Below are 19,253 nucleotides of genomic sequence, written 5' to 3'. Positions count from 1 at the left end.
CGCCGCACCGGTCGAACACCCGCGTACAACCAGTACGAGGGCGTCCGCCCGGCACGCCGAGAGCACGCACCGGACGCCGCGGGGCCCGCCCTCCGGGCGGACGACGGGACTTTACGGACACGCCCTAGAGGTCGGCCAGCACCGCGTCCGTGAAGACCGGCCACGCCTCGATCGCCCACGGTCCGAACGCCCGGTCCGTCAGCGCGACGCACGCGGCCCGCGCGTCGGGGTCGATCCACAGGAACGTCCCGGACTGCCCGAAGTGACCGAACGTGCGCGGCGAGGACGAAGAGCCCGTCCAGTGCGGCGACTTGGAGTCGCGGATCTCGAAGCCGAGCCCCCAGTCGTTGGGGTTCTGGTGCCCGTACCCCGGCAGGACGCCCTTCGTGCCCGGGTAGTGCACGGTCATCGCCTCGGCGACCGTGCGCGGGTCCAGCAGGCGCGGGGCCTGCACCTCGGCCGCGAACCGCAGCAGGTCCTCGACCGTGGACACGCCGTCCTTGGCCGGAGAGCCGTCCAGGGTCGTCGAGGCCATCCCCAGCGGCTCCAGCACGGCCTGCCGCAGGTACTCCCCGAACGGGATGTCGGTCGCCTTCGCGACATGGTCGCCGAGCTGCTCGAAGCCGGCGTTCGAGTACAGCCGCCGTTCCCCGGGCGCGGCCGTGACCTTGTGCTCGTCGAAGGCGAGGCCCGAGGTGTGGGCGAGCAGGTGCCGGACCGTCGAGCCTGCCGGACCGGCGGGCTCGTCGAGTTCGACGGCCCCCTCCTCGTACGCGACGAGGAACGCGTAGGCGGCGAGCGGCTTGGTCACCGACGCGAGCGGGAACCGCTGTCCGGCCGGTCCGTGGGTGCCCAGGACGGTGCCGTCCGCTCGTACGACACCCGCAGCGGCGGTGGGAACCGGCCAGTTCTCGATCAACGCGAGGCTCTTCAGCGACATGCGTTCGAGCCTATGCGCTCAGAGCGTCAGCTCCAGCAAGGGGTCGGGCTTGGGCCGGAAACCCAGGGAGACGTACAGCGGCTGGGCCTCCGGGGAGGCGGTGAGCTGCACGCGCCGGGCGCCGCGCTCGCGGAACCACTCCAGCAGCGTGGTCATGCACGCGCGCGCGTACCCACGGCGCCGGGCGGACGGGTCGGTGGCGACACTGAAGACGAAGCCCACCATGCCCTGCGGGTCGCCCGACTTGCCGATGCGGTAGTCGATCGTCCCGGCCACCAGGGAGGCCAGCGTCCCCGGCCGTTCGGGGTGGTCCACCACGAACGCCGTGAAGTCCCCGTCCGAGGCGCCCAGTTTGGCCTTCAGTGTGGGCAGCGACTCCCCGTGCCAGGCGGTGGCGGGGTCGCCGAACAACGAGTCGATCATGATCTGGCGCAGACGCAGGACTTCCTCGGCGTCCTCGGGCAGGGCGCGGCGTACGACACTCATGACGCCCTACGCTAACCAGCCCGATCAAGAAGTGTCCTGCCGATTTCTTACCGTCGGAGCTTGCTTGGAGTGCACTCCAAGGTTCTAGCGTTGGGGGCATGACGGTGATGGAGACCACGGGTACCAGGACCGACACCTGCGCCGGCCCGCCGCAGCAGAACCGGCGTCCGGACGGCCAGGACCGCTACACGATCAGCGAGGTCGTCGCCCTGACGGGCCTGACGGCGCACACCCTGCGCTGGTACGAGCGCATCGGCCTGATGCCGCACATCGACCGGTCCCACACCGGCCAGCGCCGCTACACCAACCGCGACCTCGACTGGCTCGACCTCGTGGGCAAGCTCCGCCTGACGGGCATGCCGGTCGCGGACATGGTCCGGTACGCGGAACTCGTGCGTGAGGGCGACCACACCTACGGCGAGCGCTTCGACCTGCTGAAGACGACCCGCGAGGACGTGCTGGCCAGGATCGACGAACTCCGGGGCACGCTCGCCGTGCTCGACCGGAAGATCAGTTTCTACGCGGACGCCGGGCGGGCCCTGGCGTCGGAGAGGTCCCGATGACGGACGGCAGGATCACGACGGCGAAGCTCGGCGACCACGGCCCCGAGGTGAGTGTCCAGGGCCTCGGCTGCATGGGCATGAGCTTCGCCTACGGCCCCGTGGACGCCGAAGCGTCCCGGGCCACCCTCGAACGGGCGCTCGAACTGGGCGTCACCTTCTACGACACGGCCGACGCATACGGCGCCGGCGAGAACGAGCGGTTCCTCTCGCCGTTCTTCAAGGCCCACCGCGACGAGGTCGTCATCGCGACCAAGTTCGCCCTGTCGATTCCCCCGGACGACCCGACGCGACGCGTCATCCGCAACGACCCGCCCTACATCCGCCAGGCCGTGGAAGCGAGCCTGAAGCGCCTCGACGTCGACGTCATCGACCTCTACTACATGCACCGGCGCGATGTGAACGTGCCGATCGAGGAGAGCGTCGGCACCATGGCCGACCTGGTCCGCGAGGGCAAGGTCAAGCACCTGGGCCTGAGCGAGGTGACGGCGGACGAACTCCGCGCCGCCCACGCGGTGCACCCGATCGCGGCCGTGCAGTCGGAGTGGTCGCTGTTCAGCCGTGACATCGAGCCGAAGGTCGTCCCCGCGGCCCGCGACCTGGGCGTGGCCCTGGTCCCCTACTCCCCGCTCGGCCGCGGCTTCCTCACGGGTTCCTTCGCCAAGGCCGAGGACCTGACCCCCGACGACTTCCGCCGCCAGCAGCCCCGTTTCACGGGCGACAACGCGGCGACCAACGCCTCCCTGCTGAAGTTGATCCGCTCGGTGGCCGACTCCCACGGCGCGTCCCTCGGCCAGATCGCCCTGGCCTGGGTCCAGCAGCAGGCGACGATCCACAACCTCCCGGTGATCCCGATCCCCGGCACCCGCAAGCCGTCCAGGGTGGAGGAGAACACGGCAGCGACCAGGATCGTCCTGACGGACGAACAACTGGACCTGCTGAACGGCATAGCGGCCCAGGTGGCAGGCAACCGCTACGCGGACATGGCCTTTACCTCTGCAGGCAGGGAGTAGGGGGTTGCCCTAGGGGCGCGGGGAACTGCGCGAACAACCACGCACGAACCCGCGCCCGCACACGGCGAGATCCAGGCAGACGCTAAAGCTCCGCCAACAACTCAGCCTTTTTGACCGAAAACTCCTCATCGGTCACCAAACCGGCCTGATGCAACTCCCCGAGATGCCGGATCCGCTCGGCGATGTCCGCGGGATCACGCCGCGGCCCCGCCGCGGACACAGCCGCCACCGGACTGGACGCCCGCACCGCCGCCAACACCGCCGCAGCGAACGGCAGTGACTCGTGCACAGGCCCGTACCCCAGCCCGAACACCACCGCGGCAGGATCCTGGTCGGCCTGCGCGGCAGCCCCCGCCCCCGCCTCATCACGCCGCAGCAACCGCAGATGCCCCTCGAAGACCTCGGGCGACCGCCACTCCACCCCGTTCAGCTCCCCGACGGAGAAGCTCTGGTCCCCGGCCTTCCACTTCGCCGACGACGCCCCCGTCCAGAACCACCGGAAGTTCACGGTCCGCCCGTCGAACGAGGCCTTCCCGTCGTACGCCTTGAACGACAACGGCCCCTTGGGCGGCTCCACGAGGAACCGCTCCGCCGGCCCGGACTCCGTCAGCAGCCCTTGCAGTTCCTCGGCGTAGTACTCCGCGAGGACCTCCCGCTCGGCGGGCAGCACCAGCCGGTAGGGGTCGCCGCCGTCCTTGAGCTGCCCGGCGGCCGCCTCCATCAACGGGTCGGCACCGGGCCGCGGCTCGACGCGGAGCACCACCGTGCCGCGCTTCCCGCGTGTCAGTGTCACCCCGGCGATCGCCTCCAGGGGCACACGACGTTCCCCCAGTGCCTGGAAGAGCTTGGGTGTTCGAATTCCCCGCTCGTAACGGATGAGCACGGAGTCGGACTCGAACTCCCAGGCGGCATGCAATCCGGCCAGTACGTCACCCATGCGGCTCATCGTATGCGGCACGCGCTCCTCCGTCCCCCTCCCGAGCAGACCGCAATTCCTTCGCTTCTACGCGCGTCAGGCCGCCGCCGTGCCGGACAAACCGGTCCGACAGACGCCGTCTTCGTGCGCGCAGTGCACCGAGCGGTATGCGCCAACGCCGATCTCTGCGAAATTCATCAGACTTGCCGTGCCCGGCTCGAAGTAGCCGGCGTGACCCTTCGCGCCTTGCGCCGACAGCACCCGCGCGCCGAACCCGCTGGACACCGGGTCGGCCCCGTGGCCCAGCCCGCCGACCTCCAGGTACGGCACGTCCTGGATCCAGTCGTCGGCGTCCCGCATCGCCCACACCCGGGCGGTGGTCTGCAGTTGGGCCGCCTTCTCCACGCGCATGCCGGGGCTGCCGGCCACCGCGATGTCGGACACCCGGCCCGGCAGCGAGTGCGCGGCGACCCCGCACACCACGGAGCCGTAGCTGTGGCAGAACAGCGAGACCGGCGAGCCGCCCGGCAGCGCCCGCACGAGCGAGTTCAGCCGTACGGCCCCCTCCTTGGCGCGCATCGCCGTGGCCGAGTCGATGCCGAGTCCGCTGGGTGCCGTGTAGTCGGCCCAGGCGATCACGGCCGTACGGGTCGAGGGGCGCGCCGCCCGCTCGGCCGCGTACAGGGACTCGGCCATGCCGACGGGCGCCGAGTACTTGCGGCGGGTGCGCTGGAAGGTGAGCAGGTCGGTGTCCACGCCGGGGACGACGACCGAGACCCGGTCCGCCTCGCGCAGGTCGCCGAAGACCTCCGCCACCCGCCCCGAACCCTCGGGGTCGAAGGCGAGGATGCGGCGGTCCTTCTCCATGAGGTCTTCGAAGCGGTGCATCCGGCGGCTCGCCTCATGTTTCCCGGACGGGGTGAGACGGTTGTCGTGGATGCGCTCCCGCTCGACCTCGCGTGCCTGACCGAGCGCGATGCGATTGGCGCGATAGCGCAGTTCGACCGGGGCGCCGTTCATGTTGCCGACCGCGAGCGGGTACTTGCGGACCAGGCTCGCGCGGTCCCGCTCGGTGAGCGAGGAGAAGAAGCGGGCCAGCTTCGCCGGCTGGGACTGCGGGTCCGGCAGCCGGTAGCCGCCGATGCGGCCGTCCTCCCAGGCGGAGAGCGAGGCTTGGAGCGGCGTGTCGCCCCGCTGGTTGCGCAGGGCGGTCCAGCCGGTGGTCGCCAGCATCACGAACACGACGGCCAGAGCGAGCAGTGCGCGCCAGACGTTCAGTTGCGGGGTGGTGTCGAAGGAAGTCACTGAAAGGACACACTAGGAGAACGAAGGGGTCTCGCGTTAACCAAGTGACCGGGATCACGTTTCGGTGAATGCGCTAAGGGGACTGTCCCGTACGCCAGTTCCCGGCCAGTGCGGGACCCACCTGATCGAGGTAGGTGGCGGTCAGTTGGCGCATTCCCTCGAGGCTGAGGTCGTCCCCCGCGGACCACAGTCGCTCGGTGACGCGAATCACCCCGCCGAAGAGCGCCACGACGATCCTGGGCCGCGGATCCGCGTCCACGTCGAGCCCCTCGCGCTCGGCGATGATGCGCGCGAGCTCCTCCTCCAGTTCCGTCGCCCGCCGCAGATGGGCGGCGAGCAGTGCGGGCGTCGACTCGATCACCCGGTAGACGCGCATATGGAGGTCGACCGGCACGATCTCCTCGATCGTCTCGTTGATCGTGTCCCAGCTCTCCAGCAGGGCCCGGCGCAGCGCCTCCAGCGGGGCCTCGCCCGGCGGGCGGGCCCGTACGGCCTCGACGACCTGCGTCTCCGCGAGCCGTGTCACGTAGAACGCCGTCTCCTCCTTGCCGGCGAAGTAGCGGAAGAAGGTGCGCTGCGAGACGTCGACGGCGGCGGCGATGTCGTCGACGGTCGTCTCCTCGTACCCGCGCGTGGCGAACAGTTCCAGGGCGGCCCGCAGCAGCGCGTCCCGGGTGCGCTGTTTCTTGCGTTCGCGCAGGTTCAAGAGGTGCCTTTCTCTGAAGTTTGCCCAGTTCAGGCTATAGGGAGGGTGTCGTGTCAGTTACCGACTTGTGAATTGGTTTGTCAATTGTCAGTGACTGTCATTAGCCTCGAAGCATGACTAGTCAGACCACCATCGACACGACGGGGTCGGGGGGCAAGGCACCGGCGACGCCGTCGGGCGCGACGCCGGGCAAGGGGCTGCGAGGGCACCCCTGGCTCACCCTCATCACCGTCGCTGTGGGGGTCATGATGGTGGCCCTCGACGGCACCATCGTGGCGATAGCCAACCCCGCCATACAGAAGGACCTCGGCGCCACCTTCGCCCAGGTCCAGTGGATCACCAACGGATACTTCCTCGCCCTCGCGGTCTCCCTGATCACCGCGGGCAAGCTCGGCGACCGCTTCGGTCACCGGCAGACCTTCCTCATCGGCGTCGTCGGCTTCGCCGCCGCCTCGGGGGCCATCGGCCTGTCCGACAGCATCGCGCTGGTCGTCACCTTCCGCGTCCTCCAGGGTCTCTTCGGCGCGCTGCTGATGCCGGCCGCGCTCGGCCTGCTGCGCGCCACCTTCCCGGCCGAGAAGCTCAACATGGCGATCGGCATCTGGGGCATGGTCATCGGCGCGTCCACCGCGGGCGGTCCGATCCTCGGCGGCGTGCTCGTCGAGCACGTCAACTGGCAGTCGGTGTTCTTCATCAACGTGCCGGTCGGTGTCCTCGCCGTCGTCCTCGGCGTCTGGATCCTCCTCGACCACCGTGCCGAGAACGCCCCGCGCTCCTTCGACATCCTGGGCATCGCCCTGCTGTCCGCCGCGATGTTCTGCCTGGTCTGGGCCTTGATCAAGGCTCCGGAGTGGGGCTGGGGCGACGGCAGGACGTGGGCGTTCATCATCGCGTCGGTCGTGGGCTTCGCGCTGTTCGCCTTCTGGGAGACGAAGGTCAGGGAGCCGCTGATCCCGCTGGCGCTGTTCCGCTCCGTCCCGCTGTCCGCGGGTGTCGTGCTGATGATCCTGATGGCCATCGCCTTCATGGGCGGGCTGTTCTTCGTGACGTTCTACCTCCAGAACGTGCACGGCATGAGCCCGATCGACGCCGGACTGCATCTGCTCCCGCTCACCGGCATGATGATCGTCGGCTCGCCGCTCGCCGGCGCGATGATCACCAAGGTCGGCCCGCGGATCCCGCTCGCGGGCGGCATGGCGCTCACCGCGATCGCCATGTACGGGATGTCGACGCTGGAGACGGACACCGGCAGCGGCATCATGTCGGTCTGGTTCGCCCTGCTCGGCCTCGGCCTCGCGCCGGTCATGGTCGGCGCGACCGAGGTCATCGTCGGCAACGCCCCGATGGAGCTGTCGGGCGTGGCGGGTGGTCTCCAGCAGGCCGCCATGCAGATCGGCGGCAGCCTCGGCACGGCCGTGCTGGGCGCCGTGATGGCCTCCAAGGTCGACAGCGACCTCGCGGACAACTGGACGAAGGCGGGGCTCCCGCCCCTGACGCCGGAGCAGGAGCACCAGGCGTCCGAGGCCGTCCAGGTCGGTGTCCCGCCGGTGGCGCCGGGGACGCCGGACGCGATCGCCGCGAAGATCACGGGCGTCGCGCACGACACGTTCATCTCCGGCATGAGCGCGGCGTCCCTCGTCGCCGCCGGTGTCGCCGTCGTGGCGGTGCTGGTGGCGTTCCTCACCAAGCGCGGTGAGAACGCGGGCGCAGGCGCGGGCGCCGCGCACATCTGACGGTCTTTTCCGGGTGTTCGCCTATCAGGGTGAACAAGACCGCCGAACACTCCCCTCCGGCGGGCATCGCAGGTCACAGTGGGTCAAGTCCTCCGCAGGGCATGGAGGACGGACGCTGCGGCGCGCTGCTGGAGGGGGGCAGCGCGCAAGCAGCGGGATTGAGGCCCGTTTCGGGGGTACTCGCCATGTCGTACCCGAACACGAACCCCAACCGACCGAGGGTTTACGGGAGTTGATGATGGCGAGCTTCGGACACGGTACGCGCAGGCACCCCCGCTCACGTGGCCGGACGTGGTCACGGACCGGGCCGGATCGCGCGACGCTCGGAATCATCGGTGTCATCTGCGCGGTTGCCGGATTCTTCGTGCTGGGGATCATCCTCGGCCCCGTGGCGATCGTCTGCGGCTGGCTCGCCATGGGCCGCACCTGGTCGGGCTCCCGCCCGGCCACGGCCGTGGTCGCCCTCGTACTGGGCGCCATCGACACGCTCCTGGCCATCATCTGGCTGGCCGGAGCGACCACCCCGGGCAACGGCATGCTGTTCTGACCCCATGCCGTCCCGACCCGGGGAAGTGAGGGAAGGGCCCCTGGCCACCAGGCCGGGGGCCCACCTCTGTGCGCCGAGCACTACTCGACGGACGTCCCCTTCAACGCCGCCACTTCCCCCCGCAGCCGCCGCACCTCCTCCGTCAACTCCCGTATCGCCTCCGTCTGCCGCCGCTCCTCGACATCGTCCTTCTCGAACCGCGAGATGAACCACGCCGCGATGTTCGCCGTCACCACACCCAGCAGGGCGATCCCGGACAGCATCAACCCCACCGCGAGCATCCGCCCCAGCCCGGTGGTCGGCGAATGATCCCCGTACCCCACGGTCGTCATCGTCGTGAACGACCACCACACCGCGTCACCCAGCGTCCGGATGTTCCCGTCCGGCGAGTCCCGCTCCACCGACAGCACCGCCAGCGACCCGAACATCAGCAGCCCGACCACCGCACCGCCGACATAGGTCGTCAGCCTTATCTGCGAGGCCATCCGGGCCCGCTGCCCGACCAGCAACAGCGTCGACACCAGCCGCAGCAGCCGCATCGGCTGAAGCATCGGCAGCAACACCGCGCCCAGGTCGAGCCAGTGCGTCCGTACGAACACCCTGCGCTGCTCGGCGAGCGCGAGCCGTACGACGTAGTCGAGTGCGAACGCGCCCCACACCACCCACTCGACGGCCGTGCACACCTCCACCACGTCCCGGCTCGCGTCGGGCCGGACGATCGGCACGGCGTAGGCGACGGCGAACGCCAGGGCCAGGCCGAAGAGGGGCCGCTGCGTTTGTTGTTCCCAACGGAGTTGGGCCGACTGCTGCTGCATGGCCGAATCGTAGGAAAGGTGAAGGGGTGGTGTGCCCACGGTGTACCCGTGAGGCTCACCACCCCTTGACAGGGCCTGGCGTCTTACGCGTCGCCGCCTGCGGCGCCCGGGTCGGCCGCCGACACGTCGAGCAGCTGGTACCGGTCGATGGCCTGCTTGAGCACCGACCGGTCGACCTTGCCCTCACGGGCCAGCTCGGTCAGCACCGCCACCACGATCGACTGCGCGTCGATGTGGAAGAAGCGGCGGGCCGCACCCCGGGTGTCGGCGAAGCCGAAGCCGTCCGCGCCGAGCGACTGGTACGTCTGCGGCACCCAGCGCGCGATCTGGTCCGGAACCGCTCGCATCCAGTCGGACACGGCCACGACCGGACCCTGCGCGTCGGCCAGCTTCCGCGTCACGTACGGCACCCGCTGCTCCTCCTCGGGGTGCAGCAGGTTGTGCTCCTCACAGGCCACGGCCTCGCGCCGCAGCTCGTTCCAGGAGGTCGCCGACCAGACGTCGGCCTTGACGTTCCAGTCCTCCGCGAGGATCTTCTGCGCCTCGACCGCCCACGGCACCGCGACACCCGACGCCATGATCTGCGCCGGGATCGAGCCGCCGGTGCCCTCGCTGAAGCGGTACACGCCCTTGAGGATGCCGTCGACGTCCACGTTCTCCGGCTCGGCCGGGTGCTGGATCGGCTCGTTGTAGACGGTCAGGTAGTAGAAGACGTCCTCGCCGTGCGGGTGCTCCTCGGAGCTGCCGTACATCCGGCGCAGGCCGTCCCTGACGATGTGCGCGATCTCGAAGCCGAACGCCGGGTCGTACGACACGCAGCCGGGGTTCGTGGAGGCGAGCAGCTGCGAGTGGCCGTCGGCGTGCTGGAGGCCCTCACCGGTCAGGGTCGTACGGCCGGCGGTCGCGCCCAGGACGAAGCCGCGGGCCAGCTGGTCGGCCATCTGCCAGAACTGGTCGCCGGTGCGCTGGAAGCCGAACATCGAGTAGAAGACGTAGACCGGGATCAGCGGCTCGCCGTGGGTCGCGTAGGCCGAGCCGGCGGCGATCAGGGACGCCGTGCAGCCCGCCTCCGAGATGCCGTCGTGCAGCATCTGGCCGTTCGGCGCCTCCTTGTAGGCGAGCAGCAGGTCACGGTCGACCGACTCGTACTGCTGGCCGAGCGGGTTGTAGATCTTCGCGCTCGGGAAGAACGAGTCCATGCCGAACGTGCGGTACTCGTCCGGCGCGATCAGCACGAACCGCTTGCCGATCTCCTTGTCCCGCATGAGGTCCTTGAGCAGGCGTACGAAGGCCATCGTCGTGGCGATCGACTGCTGGCCCGAGCCCTTCTTCACGGTCGCGTACGTCTTGTCCTCGGGCAGCGGCAGCGGCTCGGACCGGACGACGCGCGTGGGGACGTAACCGCCGAGCGACCTGCGGCGGTCATGCATGTACTGGAGCTCCTCCGAGTCCGGACCCGGGTGGTAGTACGGCGGCACGCCGGACTCCAGCTCCTTGTCCGAGATCGGCAGGTGGAGACGGTCGCGGAAGCGCTTCAGGTCGTCGACCGTCAGCTTCTTCATCTGGTGCGTGGCGTTGCGGCCCTCGAAGTTCGGGCCCAGCGTCCAGCCCTTGATCGTCTTGGCGAGGATCACCGTCGGCTGGCCCTTGTGCTCCACGGCCGCCTTGTACGCCGCGAAGATCTTCTTGTGGTCGTGACCGCCACGTCCCAGGTGCAGGATCTGGTCGTCGGTCATGCCCTCGACCATCGCGCGCAGGCGGTGGTCGTCACCGAAGAAGTGGTCGCGGATGTACGCGCCGGTCTCCGTGGCGTACGTCTGGAACTGCCCGTCCGGCGTGGTGTTCATCTTGTTGACCAGCACGCCGTCGCGGTCCTGGGCGAGCAGCGGGTCCCAGGTGCGGTCCCAGACCAGCTTGATCACGTTCCAGCCGGCGCCGCGGAAGATCGACTCCAGCTCCTGGATGATCTTGCCGTTGCCGCGCACCGGCCCGTCGAGGCGCTGGAGGTTGCAGTTGACCACGAAGGTGAGGTTGTCCAGGCCCTCGCGGGCGGCGATGGACAGCTGGCCCAGCGACTCCGGCTCGTCCATCTCGCCGTCGCCGAGGAACGCCCAGACGTGCGACTTGGAGGTGTCGGCGATGCCGCGCGCCTCCATGTAGCGGTTCATGCGCGCCTGGTAGATCGCGCCGATCGGGCCGAGCCCCATCGACACCGTCGGGAACTCCCAGAAGTCCGGCATCGACCGCGGGTGCGGGTACGACGACAGCGCGTACGGCGCCTTGGACTTCTCCTGGCGGAAGCCGTCGAGATGCTGCTCGCTCAGCCGGTCCAGCAGGAAGGCGCGGGCGTAGATGCCCGGCGAGGCGTGCCCCTGGAAGAAGACCTGGTCGCCGCCGTCACCCTCGTCCTTGCCGCGGAAGAAGTGGTTGAAGCCGACGTCGTAGAGGGAGGCGGAGGACGCGAACGTGGCGATGTGGCCGCCGACGCCGATGCCGGGGCGCTGGGCCCGGGACACCATCACCGCCGCGTTCCACCGGGTCGCGTTGAGGATCTTCCGCTCGATCTCCTCGTTGCCCGGGAAGAACGGCTCGCTCTTGGTGGGGATGGTGTTGACGTAGTCCGTGCTGCGCATCTCCGGCACGGCCACGCGCTTCTCGCGGGCCCGCTCGATCAGCCGCAGCATCAGGTAGCGGGCGCGTTCCCGGCCACGCTCGTCGACGGCGGCGTCGAGGGAGTCGAGCCACTCCTGCGTCTCTTCGGGATCGAAGTCAGGAACCTGACTCGGAAGGCCGCCAATGATGATCGGGTTGCGATCGGATGCGGAAGCCACGCTGTTCCTTACCTGTCAGAGGGCCTGCGAGGGCCGCTGTTTCGCTGGGGTCGCCGGTCGTTGTCGCTCTGGCCGCGCCGCTCCCCATGGTCCACCTCGGGGCCGTAAACGTCATCTCTACCCAGCGGTAACCCGGGCGCGGGAACGGCTCCGTGACGTATGGGGCGAATACCTTCGAGTCTCGTACCCACGGACGATTCCCAAACGCCCAAACAGGGCAGAAAGGTGTGGTGTGCGTCACCTTGGACCATGATGGTGTGCCTGGTGTTGCGGTGACACCGCCAGGATCGTCACCGTTTCGGCGGTCTGAACGGCCGGGTACTTGCGCGATCCGTCCCGCCCGTGTGGACTACGGCCAATGCTTCGCGCACGCGCGTGGCTGAGATATTTCCCAAGACATGATCAGGAGGCACCCCGTGAGCGCGACCGCGGACCACGCGGAGGAGCGGACGAACCCTGCCGCCAGGCTGGGGTTCCAGCCCGGGCAGGTGGTCCAGGAGATCGGCTACGACGACGACGTGGACCAGGAACTCCGCGAGGCCATTGAGGGCATCGTCGAGGGCGACCTGGTGGACGAGGACTACGACGACGTGGCCGACGCCGTTGTGCTGTGGTTCCGTGACGACGACGGCGACCTGACGGATGCGCTGGTCGATGCCACCACGTACATCGAAGAGGGCGGCGCGATCCTGCTCCTCACGCCGAAGACGGGCCGTTCGGGCTACGTCGAGCCGAGTGACATCTCGGAAGCCGCCACCACGGCGGGCCTGACGGCGTCGAAGAGCGTCAGCGTCGGCAAGGACTGGAGCGGCAGCCGGCTGGCGACACCCAAAGCCGCCAAGTCGAAGCGTTAGCCGTACGGCGCGTTCACGCGCCGGTCGTACGGAAGGGGCGGGCCGGCATCGTCGGCCCGCCCACCGGTCTGCGCCGGTCCCTGCGTAGGGTGTGTCCCATTCGAGAAGCCCCATGAAGGGACACCCACAACGATGGCGATCCAGGTCGGCGAGAAGGCCCCCGACTTCGAGCTCAAGGACAACCACGGCGCGAGCGTGAAGCTGTCCGACTTCCGCGGTCGGAAGAACGTGGTGCTGCTCTTCTACCCCTTCGCCTTCACCGGCGTGTGCACCGGTGAGCTGTGCGAGCTGCGGGACAACCTGCCGCAGTTCTCGGACCGCGACACCCAGCTGCTCGCCGTCTCCAACGACTCCATCCACACGCTGCGCGTCTTCGCCGAGCAGGAGGGCCTGGAGTACCCGCTGCTGTCGGACTTCTGGCCGCACGGCAACGTCTCGCGCGCCTACGGCGTCTTCGACGAGGACAAGGGCTGCGCCGTGCGCGGCACCTTCGTCATCGACAAGGAGGGCGTCGTGCGCTGGACCGTCGTCAACGGCCTGCCGGACGCGCGCGATCTCAACGACTACGTGAAGGCGCTCGACACCCTGTGACGCCGGTCGGGCGTCATGCGCTCGACACCCGCCGATTTGTCGGCTCCAGGGCCTGCGAGGGGCGGGAACCCGTCACTAGGATCGACTCGTTGATCCGACATCCGAGCACTACGGGGCATCCCGCCCCTGAACACCTATGGAGGACTCGTGGGAGTCAGCCTCAGCAAGGGCGGCAACGTATCGCTGACCAAGGAGGCCCCGGGCCTGACCGCGGTCATCGTGGGTCTGGGGTGGGACATCCGCACCACGACCGGCACCGACTTCGACCTGGACGCCAGCGCGCTGCTGCTGAACCCGTCCGGCAAGGTCGCCAGTGACGCGCACTTCATCTTCTTCAACAACCTCAAGAGCCCCGACGGCTCGGTCGAGCACACCGGTGACAACCTCACCGGTGAGGGCGAGGGCGACGACGAGCAGATCAAGATCGACCTCGCCGGTGTCCCGGCCGACGTCGAGAAGATCGTCTTCCCGGTCTCGATCTACGACGCCGAGACCCGCCAGCAGTCCTTCGGCCAGGTGCGCAACGCGTTCATCCGCGTCGTGAACCAGGCCGGCGGCGCGGAGATCGCCCGCTACGACCTGAGCGAGGACGCCTCCACCGAGACCGCCATGGTCTTCGGTGAGCTCTACCGGCACGGCGCGGAGTGGAAGTTCCGCGCCATCGGCCAGGGCTACGCCTCGGGCCTGCGCGGCATCGCGCAGGACTTCGGCGTGAACGTCTGAGCCACTCGAAGGTCCCTCTGTCCGGCGCCGCACGGTTTATGTGCGGCGCCGGACGTGCAGGACCCACCTGAGAAACACACCCGGGGAGGGAACCATGGGCGTCACACTCGCCAAGGGAGGCAACGTCTCCCTGTCCAAGGCCGCACCGAACCTCACTCAGGTGGTGATCGGGCTCGGCTGGGACGCACGCTCGACCACCGGAGCCCCGTTCGACCTCGACGCCAGCGCGCTGATGTGCAGCGGCGGGCGGGTGCTCGGGGACGAGTGGTTCGTGTTCTACAACCAGCTCAAGAGCCCGGACGGTTCCGTGGAGCACACCGGTGACAACCTCACCGGCGAGGGCGACGGCGACGACGAGTCGCTCCTGATCGACCTCTCCAAGGTGCCGCCCCACTGCGACAAGATCGTCTTTCCCGTCTCCATCCACATGGCCGACGAACGCGGCCAGACCTTCGGCCAGGTCAGCAATGCCTTCATCCGCGTGGTGAACCAGGCGGACGGCCAGGAACTCGCCCGCTACGACCTCAGCGAGGACGCCTCCACGGAGACCGCGATGATCTTCGGCGAGGTCTATCGCTACCAGACCGAATGGAAGTTCAGGGCCGTCGGGCAGGGGTACGCGTCGGGGCTGCGGGGCATCGCACTGGACTTCGGGGTCAACGTCTCATAACGCGATATGAGCAAAACCCGGGGCCCCGTGGGGTGCGAAGGAGGGCCGACTAGACTTCGGCTTCAAAAGTTCGTAAAGCCGGGTACGGCACGGGAGAGACCCGTACACACACGATTGGGTAGCCAGTGCTTCTGAAAACCTTCGGGTGGTCGTTCGCGGTCACCGCGCTCGGCCTGGTCGCAGCGGTCTTCTACGGAGGATGGGCCGCCCTCGGGCTCGTAGCGATCCTGTCCGTCCTCGAGATCTCGCTGTCCTTCGACAACGCGGTGGTCAACGCCGGAATCCTGAAGAAGATGAGTGCCTTCTGGCAGAAGATCTTCCTCACGATCGGCATCCTGATCGCCGTGTTCGGCATGCGGCTGGTCTTCCCCGTCGTGATCGTCGCTCTCAGCGCACAGCTCGGGCCGATCGAGGCCGTCGACCTCGCGCTCACCGACAAGGACCAGTACCAGCAGCTCGTGACGGACGCCCACCCGGCGATCGCCGCCTTCGGCGGTATGTTCCTGCTGATGATCTTCCTGGACTTCATCTTCGAGGACCGGGACATCAAGTGGCTCGGGTGGCTGGAGCGCCCGCTGGCCAAGCTCGGCAAGGTCGACATGCTGTCGGTCTGCATCGCGCTGATCGTCCTGCTGATCTCGGCGATGACCTTCGCGACCCACGCCCACCAGCACGGCGGCACGCACGTCGACAAGGCGGAGACGGTTCTGCTCTCCGGTATCGGCGGCCTGATCACCTACATGATCGTCGGCGGTCTCTCCGGCTACTTCGAGGACAAGCTCGAAGAGGAGGAGGAACGCGAACACGAGCAGGAGGAAGAGGCCGTCCGCTCCGGCAAGCCGCGCTCAGCGGTCGTCGTCGCCGGTAAAGCCGCGTTCTTCATGTTCCTCTACCTGGAGGTCCTGGACGCGTCCTTCTCCTTCGACGGCGTCATCGGCGCCTTCGCCATCACCAACGACATCGTCCTGATGGCCCTCGGCCTCGGCATCGGCGCCATGTACGTCCGGTCGCTCACGGTCTACCTCGTCCGCGAGGGCACCCTCGACGACTACGTCTACCTGGAGCACGGCGCGCACTACGCGATCGGCGCGCTCGCCATGATCCTGCTCGTCACCATCCGGTACGAGATCAACGAGTTCATCACCGGCTCGGTCGGCGTCATCCTGATCGCCTGGTCCTTCTGGTCCTCCGTCCGCCGCAACCGCGCCCTGGCCGCGGCAGAGGGAAAAGCGGCGGGCTCGGACGACAAGACTGAGGTGTCGTCCGGGGTGTGACGCCCCTCCGGGTGAGGAACGCTCTGTGCGGGGCGGCCACCGAGGCGAGTCCTCGGCGGCCGCCCCGTCGGTCGTCAAGGGCCGCGGGTACGGCGAGGACCCGCGGTCTCCAAGTCAAGGTGGGGGCGGAATGGGCCTGTTCGACGGACTCCGGCGTGGGCGCGATGTGCAGTTCGACTCGGGTCACGCGGCAACCAACGCGATCGAACTGACCAAGCGGCGCGCGCAGATATCACTCACCAAACAGAGCGCGGCCACCGGCCATCTCCGGGTCAACCTGAGCTGGCGGATGCGCACCTCCGACATCGGCGGCCCGCAGCGCGAGAGCCTGCTGCGGCACCCCTTCAGGGCCCTCAAACCGCCGGAGGTCATCGGCCACAGCCAGAGCGTGGTCAACGTCGACCTCGACCTGGGCTGTCTGTACGAACTCCAGGACGGCACCAAGGGCGTCGTCCAGCCCCTCGGCGGCTACTTCGGCGACGTCAACGCCGCGCCGTACGTCAAGCTCAGCGGCGACGACCGCTTCGGCTCCGCGTCCGGCGAGACGATGTACATCAACCTCGACCACCGCGACAGCATCAAGCGGCTCCTGGTCTTCGTCTACATCTACGACGCGACACCCGCCTTCGACCGCGCCCACGCCATCGTCACGCTCTACCCGAGCAACGGCCCCCGCATCGAGATCCACCTCGACGAACGCCAGCCGCAGGCCCGCTCCTGCGCCGTCGTCATGATCGAAAAGGTCAAGGACGAGATCATCGTGCGCCGCGAGGCGAAGTTCGTCTACGGCTTCCAGGCCGAGCTGGACCGGTTGTACGGGTGGGGGCTCCAGTGGGGCCGTGGCTACAAGACGAAGGTCGAGCGCTGACGGCCGGGCTGAGGGCCGGTCCCTCGCGGGTCCCGGCCCTCCCTGGTTCCGTTCCGTCTAGCGTCCGTTCCGTCTAGCGTCCGATGAACTGCGGGCCCTGCGGAGGCAGGCGGAAGTCCGGGTCGGGGGCCGCGGCGGCGACCGGCTCCGGGTAGCCGTAGCCGGACTGCGCCCCCGTGACGCCCGCCGTCGCCGGTGCCTGCGGGTAGCCGTAGGCGGGCTGGCTGGTGGGATGCGGGTAGCCGTACGCCGGCTGGGTCGCCGGGGGCTGCTGGGGCGGGTATCCGTACCCGGGCTGTGCGGGCACCACGGTCGGCTGCTCCGGCGGCAGCGGCCGGGACACCTCGGGGGCGGGCTGGGCAGGGGCCGAGGTCGTGGGCTGGGCCGGGTCGGCGGTCGCGGGCCGGTCCGCGCCGACCGTGGCCGGTTGCCCGGACGTCTCCTCCATCGCCTCCGACTCGTCCACCGAGATGCCGTAGTCGGTCGCGAGCCCCTGAAGCCCGTTCGAATAGCCCTCGCCCAGCGCGCGGAACTTCCAGGCCTCGCCACGCCGGTACAGCTCGCCGCAGATCAGCGCGGTCTCCTCGCCCGTCTCCGGCTTGACGTCGAAGTACGCCAGCGCCTCCGCGCCGGAGCCCGCCGCGTCGTACAGCAGAATGCGCAGTGCCCGTACGTGGTCGAACGTGACGCCGTCCGCCGAAGCGACCAGCAGGATTCGGCTGACTCCCGACTCGACACCGGCGAGATCTGTCTGGATCGTGTCGGTCAGGCCCTCGGCGACCCGCTTCTTGCCGAGCCGCCACACCTTCCCGGAAGGGTGCCGGGGCTGGTTGTAGAAGACGAAGTCCTCGTCGGAGCGCACACGACCGTCGGGGCCGAGGAGCAGCGCGGAGGCGTCGACGTCCGGAACCCCCTGCCCGGACGTCCAGCGCAGCACGGCGCGTACCGTGGTGACTTCCAGCGGGACGTTCGACCCCTTCAGCATCGCGTGCGTCATGCGGTCATCCTGCCCTCTCGGTCCTGCTCACGACAACGCGGGGGCCCGTGGTGCCACGAGCGGCGCCGACGGCCCTCGCCGACTACCGTCGACATGACCGGGCCCGGCTGTGCTTGCCCGCGTTACCTGAAATTCATGCCCGACGGGAACCTCTGCCATGGACATCTACGTACTATTACCGGCCAGCTTTCGACGATTCGCAGGTCGCACAACCAGCACGGGGGAGTTCCATGCGTCATTTCGGGCACATCGCCCCTGAGGTGCGGAAGCGTCTCTTCTACCGCGAGCCGTGCACGTTCACCGCGGATTCGCCGGCCTGGCTGCTCTCGGCCGCCCTGGGCGCCACGCTCTACAGCCCGGCCACCCGGGAACGCCTCGCCGACGACATCCTCAAGCAGGCCGGTCGCGGCGTGGTCTCCATGGTCCTGTGCCTGGAGGACTCGATCGACGACGCGGACGTCGGCCCGGGCGAGGAGAATCTCGTCCGCCAGCTCACGGCCCTCGCCGACCTCCCGGGCGCGGACCTGCCGCTGCTCTTCATCCGGGTCCGCGCCCCCGAGCAGATCCCCGACCTGGTACGACGCCTCGGGCCCGCCGTCCGGCTGCTGTCCGGATTCGTCCTGCCGAAGTTCACCGAGGAACGCGGCATGCCGTTCCTCGAGGCGCTGGCGACCGGCGAGGCCGAAAGCGGCAGGCGCCTTTTCGCCATGCCGGTGCTGGAGTCGCCCGAGCTGCTCTACCGCGAGTCGCGCGTGCCGACCCTGGAGGGCATCTCCCGGGCCGTCGACAAGTACCGCGACCGCGTGCTCGCCCTGCGCCTCGGCGTGACGGACTTCTGCTCCTCGTACGGACTGCGCAGAGGCCCCGACATGACGGCCTACGACGTGCAGATCGTCGCCTCCGTGATCGCCGACGTGGTGAACATGCTGGGCCGCGCCGACGGGACCGGCTTCACCGTGACCGGGCCGGTGTGGGAGTACTTCCGGGTCCAGGAGCGCATGTTCAAGCCGCAGCTGCGGCAGAGCCCCTTCCTGGAGGTGCAGGCCGCGGAGCTGCGCGAGAAGCTGATTGAGCACGCCATGGACGGCCTGCTCAGGGAGATCTCCCTGGACCAGGCCAACGGACTGCTGGGCAAGACCTGCATCCATCCCTCGCACGTGCTGCCCGTGCACGCCCTGTCGGTCGTCAGCCACGAGGAGTTCTCGGACGCCCAGGACATCCTGCGCCCCGAGCGCGGCGGCGGGGGTGTACTGAGGTCGGCGTACACGAACAAGATGAACGAGGTGAAGCCGCATCGGGCCTGGGCCGAGCGGACGCTGCTGCGTGCCGAGGTTTTCGGCGTGGCGAATGAGGACATCGGCTTCGTGGAGCTGCTCGCGGCCGGCCTGGGCGACTGAACGCACGGCATCCGAGGACGCAGACCC

The 19,253-nt window shown here is 68.9% G+C and carries 19 protein-coding genes; 11 read left to right on the top strand and 8 right to left on the bottom strand.

Annotated elements, in window-relative coordinates; genetic code table 11:
• Window positions 1-124: 124 nt before the first annotated feature.
• Window positions 125-940 carry a serine hydrolase domain-containing protein gene (locus tag CP976_RS13885; protein ID WP_150480642.1) on the bottom strand — a complete coding sequence of 272 codons (816 nt, stop codon included), beginning with the start codon at window positions 938-940 and terminating at the stop codon, window positions 125-127.
• Between the two features lie 18 nt (window positions 941-958).
• Window positions 959-1,426: a GNAT family N-acetyltransferase gene (locus CP976_RS13880; RefSeq protein WP_150480641.1), complete on the bottom strand. Its 468-nt coding sequence runs from the start codon at window positions 1,424-1,426 to the stop codon at window positions 959-961.
• Between the two features lie 98 nt (window positions 1,427-1,524).
• Here CP976_RS13880 and CP976_RS13875 point away from each other — a divergent pair, with 98 nt between their 5' ends.
• Window positions 1,525-1,989 (top strand): MerR family transcriptional regulator, encoded by a 465-nt coding sequence (locus tag CP976_RS13875; RefSeq protein WP_150480640.1) that lies wholly within the window; start codon window positions 1,525-1,527, stop codon window positions 1,987-1,989.
• Window positions 1,986-2,999 (top strand): aldo/keto reductase, encoded by a 1,014-nt coding sequence (locus CP976_RS13870; RefSeq protein ID WP_150480639.1) that lies wholly within the window; start codon window positions 1,986-1,988, stop codon window positions 2,997-2,999. The genes CP976_RS13875 and CP976_RS13870 overlap by 4 nt, the downstream gene beginning before the upstream one ends.
• A gap of 82 nt (window positions 3,000-3,081) precedes the next feature.
• Here the strand turns inward: CP976_RS13870 and CP976_RS13865 are convergent, their stop codons facing one another.
• The 3 genes from CP976_RS13865 to CP976_RS13855 all read right to left on the bottom strand — a co-directional run bounded on the left by CP976_RS13865 (window position 3,082) and on the right by CP976_RS13855 (window position 5,926).
• Window positions 3,082-3,945, bottom strand: a complete 864-nt coding sequence (locus tag CP976_RS13865; protein ID WP_150485340.1) for a DUF4429 domain-containing protein — start codon at window positions 3,943-3,945, stop codon at window positions 3,082-3,084.
• 66 nt (window positions 3,946-4,011) lie between these two features.
• Window positions 4,012-5,220 carry an alpha/beta hydrolase gene (locus CP976_RS13860; RefSeq protein ID WP_150480638.1) on the bottom strand — a complete coding sequence of 403 codons (1,209 nt, stop codon included), beginning with the start codon at window positions 5,218-5,220 and terminating at the stop codon, window positions 4,012-4,014.
• Window positions 5,221-5,293: 73 nt separating this feature from the next.
• A complete protein-coding gene (locus CP976_RS13855) occupies window positions 5,294-5,926 on the bottom strand; it encodes a TetR family transcriptional regulator (protein WP_229875226.1) in 633 nt (210 codons plus the stop codon).
• Window positions 5,927-6,039: 113 nt separating this feature from the next.
• Between CP976_RS13855 and CP976_RS13850 the strand changes: the two genes are divergently transcribed.
• Together CP976_RS13850 and CP976_RS13845 are read left to right on the top strand one after the other, a co-directional pair.
• On the top strand, window positions 6,040-7,659 hold the full coding sequence (locus tag CP976_RS13850; protein WP_150480636.1) for an MFS transporter: 1,620 nt from the start codon (window positions 6,040-6,042) through the stop codon (window positions 7,657-7,659).
• 235 nt (window positions 7,660-7,894) lie between these two features.
• Entirely contained in the window at window positions 7,895-8,206 is a 312-nt protein-coding gene (locus CP976_RS13845) for a hypothetical protein (protein ID WP_059415361.1), read from the top strand.
• Window positions 8,207-8,286: 80 nt separating this feature from the next.
• Here CP976_RS13845 and CP976_RS13840 read toward each other — a convergent pair whose 3' ends face one another.
• Window positions 8,287-9,021, bottom strand: coding sequence for a potassium channel family protein (locus CP976_RS13840; protein ID WP_150480635.1), 735 nt, complete (start codon window positions 9,019-9,021; stop codon window positions 8,287-8,289).
• Window positions 9,022-9,104: 83 nt separating this feature from the next.
• A complete protein-coding gene (gene aceE / locus CP976_RS13835) occupies window positions 9,105-11,852 on the bottom strand; it encodes a pyruvate dehydrogenase (acetyl-transferring), homodimeric type (protein WP_150480634.1) in 2,748 nt (915 codons plus the stop codon).
• Window positions 11,853-12,268: 416 nt separating this feature from the next.
• Here aceE and CP976_RS13830 point away from each other — a divergent pair, with 416 nt between their 5' ends.
• The 6 genes from CP976_RS13830 to CP976_RS13805 all read left to right on the top strand — a co-directional run bounded on the left by CP976_RS13830 (window position 12,269) and on the right by CP976_RS13805 (window position 16,832).
• Window positions 12,269-12,706, top strand: a complete 438-nt coding sequence (locus CP976_RS13830) for a DUF3052 domain-containing protein (RefSeq protein WP_010048512.1) — start codon at window positions 12,269-12,271, stop codon at window positions 12,704-12,706.
• Window positions 12,707-12,838: 132 nt separating this feature from the next.
• Window positions 12,839-13,297, top strand: coding sequence for a peroxiredoxin (locus tag CP976_RS13825; RefSeq protein ID WP_010048511.1), 459 nt, complete (start codon window positions 12,839-12,841; stop codon window positions 13,295-13,297).
• Window positions 13,298-13,444: 147 nt separating this feature from the next.
• Window positions 13,445-14,020, top strand: coding sequence for a calcium homeostasis/redox stress adaptation protein (locus CP976_RS13820; protein ID WP_150480633.1), 576 nt, complete (start codon window positions 13,445-13,447; stop codon window positions 14,018-14,020).
• Window positions 14,021-14,114: 94 nt separating this feature from the next.
• Complete coding sequence (locus tag CP976_RS13815; RefSeq protein ID WP_150480632.1) at window positions 14,115-14,690, top strand: TerD family protein; 576 nt, start codon at window positions 14,115-14,117, stop codon at window positions 14,688-14,690.
• Between the two features lie 125 nt (window positions 14,691-14,815).
• Window positions 14,816-15,964 carry a DUF475 domain-containing protein gene (locus tag CP976_RS13810; protein WP_150480631.1) on the top strand — a complete coding sequence of 383 codons (1,149 nt, stop codon included), beginning with the start codon at window positions 14,816-14,818 and terminating at the stop codon, window positions 15,962-15,964.
• Between the two features lie 130 nt (window positions 15,965-16,094).
• Window positions 16,095-16,832 carry a TerD family protein gene (locus tag CP976_RS13805; RefSeq protein ID WP_150480630.1) on the top strand — a complete coding sequence of 246 codons (738 nt, stop codon included), beginning with the start codon at window positions 16,095-16,097 and terminating at the stop codon, window positions 16,830-16,832.
• 73 nt (window positions 16,833-16,905) lie between these two features.
• Here CP976_RS13805 and CP976_RS13800 read toward each other — a convergent pair whose 3' ends face one another.
• Window positions 16,906-17,829: a TerD family protein gene (locus CP976_RS13800; protein WP_150480629.1), complete on the bottom strand. Its 924-nt coding sequence runs from the start codon at window positions 17,827-17,829 to the stop codon at window positions 16,906-16,908.
• 230 nt (window positions 17,830-18,059) lie between these two features.
• Here CP976_RS13800 and CP976_RS13795 point away from each other — a divergent pair, with 230 nt between their 5' ends.
• Window positions 18,060-19,226 (top strand): HpcH/HpaI aldolase/citrate lyase family protein, encoded by a 1,167-nt coding sequence (locus CP976_RS13795; protein WP_150480628.1) that lies wholly within the window; start codon window positions 18,060-18,062, stop codon window positions 19,224-19,226.
• The last annotated feature ends 27 nt before the right edge of the window (window positions 19,227-19,253 follow it).

Source organism: Streptomyces coeruleorubidus (assembly GCF_008705135.1).
Lineage (GTDB): Bacteria > Actinomycetota > Actinomycetes > Streptomycetales > Streptomycetaceae > Streptomyces > Streptomyces coeruleofuscus.
The sequence above is the reverse complement of the archived record's forward strand: the minus strand, read 5'-3'. Positions and strand labels throughout refer to the sequence as shown.

Excerpts from the sequence above, each read along its gene's own strand:
- CP976_RS13795 (WP_150480628.1), top strand. The coding sequence starts at position 18,060 with ATGCGTCATTTCGGGCACATCGCCCCTGAGGTGCGGAAGCGTCTCTTC.
- CP976_RS13825 (WP_010048511.1), top strand. The coding sequence starts at position 12,839 with ATGGCGATCCAGGTCGGCGAGAAGGCCCCCGACTTCGAGCTCAAGGAC.
- CP976_RS13870 (WP_150480639.1), top strand. The coding sequence starts at position 1,986 with ATGACGGACGGCAGGATCACGACGGCGAAGCTCGGCGACCACGGCCCC.
- CP976_RS13865 (WP_150485340.1), bottom strand. The coding sequence starts at position 3,945 with ATGAGCCGCATGGGTGACGTACTGGCCGGATTGCATGCCGCCTGGGAG.
- CP976_RS13885 (WP_150480642.1), bottom strand. The coding sequence starts at position 940 with ATGTCGCTGAAGAGCCTCGCGTTGATCGAGAACTGGCCGGTTCCCACC.
- CP976_RS13815 (WP_150480632.1), top strand. The coding sequence starts at position 14,115 with ATGGGCGTCACACTCGCCAAGGGAGGCAACGTCTCCCTGTCCAAGGCC.
- CP976_RS13840 (WP_150480635.1), bottom strand. The coding sequence starts at position 9,021 with ATGCAGCAGCAGTCGGCCCAACTCCGTTGGGAACAACAAACGCAGCGG.
- CP976_RS13875 (WP_150480640.1), top strand. The coding sequence starts at position 1,525 with ATGACGGTGATGGAGACCACGGGTACCAGGACCGACACCTGCGCCGGC.
- CP976_RS13805 (WP_150480630.1), top strand. The coding sequence starts at position 16,095 with ATGGGCCTGTTCGACGGACTCCGGCGTGGGCGCGATGTGCAGTTCGAC.
- CP976_RS13850 (WP_150480636.1), top strand. The coding sequence starts at position 6,040 with ATGACTAGTCAGACCACCATCGACACGACGGGGTCGGGGGGCAAGGCA.
- CP976_RS13845 (WP_059415361.1), top strand. The coding sequence starts at position 7,895 with ATGATGGCGAGCTTCGGACACGGTACGCGCAGGCACCCCCGCTCACGT.
- CP976_RS13800 (WP_150480629.1), bottom strand. The coding sequence starts at position 17,829 with ATGACGCACGCGATGCTGAAGGGGTCGAACGTCCCGCTGGAAGTCACC.
- CP976_RS13880 (WP_150480641.1), bottom strand. The coding sequence starts at position 1,426 with ATGAGTGTCGTACGCCGCGCCCTGCCCGAGGACGCCGAGGAAGTCCTG.